We start from the raw sequence: 3,823 nt of genomic DNA on the forward strand, positions 1-3,823 counted from the left end.
GAATACATCCCGCTGCCGCCCGATCCCGAGCTGATCGCCGCGGTGCTGGCTGCCGTCGCCAACGATTCCCGCGAGCTGGTCTATCGCGACGAGGCGATGGCGAAGGTGATCAAGCTGGCGCAGCAGATCGCAGGCTCCGACGCCTCGGTGATGGTCACCGGCGAGTCCGGCACCGGCAAGGAGGTGCTGGCCCGCTACGTCCACACCCGCTCGGCGCGCGCCAAGCGTCCCTTCATCTCGATCAACTGCGCCGCGATCCCTGAGCATCTCCTGGAATCCGAGCTGTTCGGCCACGAGAAGGGCGCCTTCACCGGCGCGGTCGCGCGCCGCATCGGCAAGTTCGAGGAGGCGACCGGCGGCACGCTGCTGCTGGACGAAATCTCGGAGATGGACGTCCGCCTGCAATCGAAACTGCTGCGCGCGATCCAGGAGCGCGTGATCGACCGCGTCGGCGGCACCAAGCCCGTGCCGGTCGACATCCGCATCATCGCGACCTCGAACCGCAACCTCGTCGACGCCGTGCGCGAAGGCACGTTCCGCGAGGACCTGCTGTTCCGCCTCAACGTCGTGAACCTGAAGATCCCGCCGCTGCGCGAGCGCCCCGCCGACATTCTGGAGCTCGCCCAGCATTTCGTGAAGAAATATGCCGAGGCCAACGGCGTGCCGCTGCGCCCGGTTTCGGCGGAAGCGCGCCGTGTGCTCTCGGCCAACCGCTGGCAGGGCAACGTTCGCGAGCTCGAAAACACCATGCACCGGGCGGTGCTGATGGCACAGGGCGACGAGATCGGCCCCGACGCGATCATCACGCCGGACGGCGACCGCCTCGACCTCGCCAAGACGGCGCCGGCGGTGGCGCATGCGACCATGGCCGCCGAGCAGGTGACGCGCGCGCTGGTCGGACGCACCGTCGCCGATGTCGAGCGCGACCTGATCCTGGAGACGCTGAAGCACTGCCTCGGCAATCGCACACATGCCGCGAATATTTTGGGCATCTCGATCCGCACGCTGCGCAACAAGCTCAACGAATATTCCGACGGCGGCATCCCGATCCCGCCGGCGGGCACGCCGGGGGAATATCCGCGGATGCCGATGATGGGAGCGTGAGGCGGGGCCTGGTTGAGGCTGCGAATGCCCGGGCTAGTCCCGGGCATTTTTGTTTGAATGCAGGCCGCCAACCTCGTCATTGCGAGCGCAGCGAAGCAATCCAGAATCTTTCCGCGGTGACAGACTGGATTGCTTCCCTACGCTCGCAATGACAGCGTTGAGAGCGCTCATCGCATAACGGGACCGCGTTACGTGACTAGGCCATCCACACGCCAGGCCCTATAACCCCGCGTGAGAACCACGCGAGGAACCACATGTCTGAAGCTCAAATCACGGACTGGCTGGCGACGCAGCGGCAGGCGATGATCGATCTGCTCCGCGACGTCGTGAACATCGATTCCGGCTCCTATGACAAGGAAGGCGTCGATGCGGTCGGGGCGCGGTTCGAGCGGCATTTTGCCGAGCACGGCATTCCGTGCCGGCGCGAGAGCCACGACGCTTTCGGCGACGCGATCCATGCCGAGGTGGCAAAGCCCGGCAGCAACGAAAGGCCGGTGCTGTTGATGGGACATCGGGACACCGTGTTCGGCAAGGGCGAGGCCGGGCGCCGTCCATTCACCATTAGGGATGGCCGTGCCTATGGCCCTGGCGTCGCCGACATGAAGTCCGGCCTCGTCATGAACGTGTTCGTCGCAACGGCCTTCCACAAGTTCGGCGGCAACCCGCATCCGATCAAGCTGCTGATCACCTCGGACGAGGAGATCGGCTCGCCCTCCTCCCGGCCCGTGATCGAACGCGAGGGCCGCGCCGCCCGCGCCGTGTTCAATTCCGAGCCGGGCCGCCCCACCGGCAACGTCGTCACCGGGCGCAAGGGCGGCATCTTCATGCATCTGGCCATCACCGGCAAAGCCGCGCATTCCGGCGCCAATTTCGCCGCCGGCGTCAGCGCGATCGGCGAGCTCGCGCACAAGATCGTCAAGATCCACGCGCTCACCGATCTCGACAGGGGCATCACGCTCAATGTCGGCCTGGTCTCGGGCGGGCAGTCCGTCAACACCACGGCGCCCTCGGCCGAGGGTCAGATCGACCTGCGTTATGTCGACCCGGCCGATCGGGCGAGGGTGATGGAAGCGATCGAGACGATCGTCGCGACGTCTTACGTGCCGGGCACGAGCGCAACGCTGACCATCAAGGGCGAGTTCGTGCCGGTGGTGCAGAGCGCGGAGTCGAAAGCGCTGTTCGAAAGCTACCGGGCGGCCGCAAGGCAGGCCGGCCTCACCACGCTGCAGGGCGAGTTCTCCGGCGGCTGCGCCGATTCCGGTTTCACCGCCGCCGTGGGCACGCCGACCATCTGCGGCCTTGGCCCGGTCGGTGGCCTCGCGCACACGCCGGAGGAATATCTCGAGCTCGACAGCATCGTGCCACGCGCGCAGACGCTGGCGCTGGCGATTTTGCGGGGGTGAAGCGAGGTGCCGTAGGGTGGGCAAAGCGAAGCGTGCCCACCACAGCGGTCACGCGGAGAGATGGTGGGCACGGCGCAAGTGCGCCTTTTGCCCACCCTACGATAGCTGCCTGCTGGATGGAGGTCGTGGGCACGCTTCGCTTTGCCCACCCTACGAGACTTCCCGAGGTCTACGAATAACTCGGCGCGTCGGGCTTGCGGAAAATGTGGATGGGGTCGCCGGGAATGATCACGGGCTGGCCTGAGAACATCGCGTAGGCGTAAAGCGCGAGATAGGCGATCGCGAGCGCGCCGACGGCGTAGAAGGCGAAGGTCGCGATGCGCTTCATCGATCCGCTCCATGGCCGTCCCGAAACGGGAAGGCTTTGGGCGCTTCTAGAGCGATGACGGGGAAAAGGCCAGCCTGCGCGGCCCTGTCGGGCGGCGATCAAACGCCGCGCCGGCCCCGCGCGGGAAGGCTGACGTCGGCGAGCCTGACCGCGTCCTCGTCCTGGTCGACCGCGACGTACTGGCCGTGCCAATAGGCCAGCGCAGCGGTGCGGGTCAAGCTTTTGATGTCTCTGACACGGCCGATGACGATGCCGTGCGAGTGGCGCTCCACGATCTCCTCGACCTCGCAGTCGAAGGCCGACAGCGCGCCGGCCAGGAGCGGAACGCCCGAGACCGCCGTCACCCATCTGGCCCCGGCGAAGCGATCAGCGCCCTTCAGCCCGCCCTTGCCGGAAAAGCGCTCGGCGACATCGAGCTGGTCGGCATTGAGGATGTTGACGCCGAAGGCGCCGTGGCGCCGGATCAGCGGAAAGGAGGAGGCATCGCGGTTGATGCTGACCAGCAGCGTCGGTGGCTCGACCGACAATGAGGTCACCGAGGTCACCGTCATGCCGGTGATGTCCTTGCCCCGCCCGGCGGTGATGACGCTGACGCCGCCGGTGAGATGGCGCATGGCGCCGCGGAAATCGGCGGACGAGACGGGGATTTCAGTCATGAGATCGCGGGGCACTACATTCATGGTATTGCTCCCCCAAGGCGGGGTTCCCTGTATTTAGGTACGATCGTCCGCCGACAACAGGTGGCTCAGGATCGAGCCTTCGAGGCCGGCAAGCTCGGCCGAACCGCGCTGACGCGGCCTGCCTGCGTTAACCGTGACGTCGTGGGCGATGCGGCCGTCCTCGATCACGAGCACGCGATCCGCCAGCGCGACCGCTTCGGCGACGTCGTGGGTGACGAGGATCGCGGTAAAGCCCTGGTCGCGCCAGACGCGCTCCAAGAGACGCTGCATCGAGATCCGGGTCAGCGCGTCCAGCGCGCCAAGCGGCT

General features: G+C 66.6%; 4 protein-coding genes and 1 pseudogene. 2 read left to right on the top strand and 3 right to left on the bottom strand.

What is annotated here, in order from left to right:
- Together MOV74_RS33355 and MOV74_RS33360 are read left to right on the top strand one after the other, a co-directional pair.
- The coding region (locus tag MOV74_RS33355; protein WP_246931241.1) for a sigma-54-dependent Fis family transcriptional regulator at nt 1-1,104 on the top strand (1,104 nt) is incomplete at its 5' end.
- Between the two features lie 254 nt (nt 1,105-1,358).
- Nucleotides 1,359-2,507, top strand: a complete 1,149-nt coding sequence (locus tag MOV74_RS33360; protein WP_246931242.1) for a M20 family metallopeptidase — start codon at nt 1,359-1,361, stop codon at nt 2,505-2,507.
- 169 nt (nt 2,508-2,676) lie between these two features.
- Here MOV74_RS33360 and MOV74_RS33365 read toward each other — a convergent pair whose 3' ends face one another.
- From MOV74_RS33365 to MOV74_RS33375, 3 genes and pseudogenes are all read right to left on the bottom strand, one after another.
- A complete protein-coding gene (locus MOV74_RS33365) occupies nt 2,677-2,835 on the bottom strand; it encodes a hypothetical protein (RefSeq protein ID WP_164718287.1) in 159 nt (52 codons plus the stop codon).
- 98 nt (nt 2,836-2,933) lie between these two features.
- Nucleotides 2,934-3,515, bottom strand: a complete 582-nt coding sequence (locus MOV74_RS33370) for a flavin reductase family protein (RefSeq protein ID WP_246931243.1) — start codon at nt 3,513-3,515, stop codon at nt 2,934-2,936.
- A 33-nt stretch (nt 3,516-3,548) separates the two neighbouring features.
- Nucleotides 3,549-3,823, bottom strand: a pseudogene (locus MOV74_RS33375) (ABC transporter ATP-binding protein); the annotation flags it as partial.

The organism is Bradyrhizobium sp. SHOUNA76, assembly GCF_023006445.1.
GTDB lineage: Bacteria > Pseudomonadota > Alphaproteobacteria > Rhizobiales > Xanthobacteraceae > Bradyrhizobium.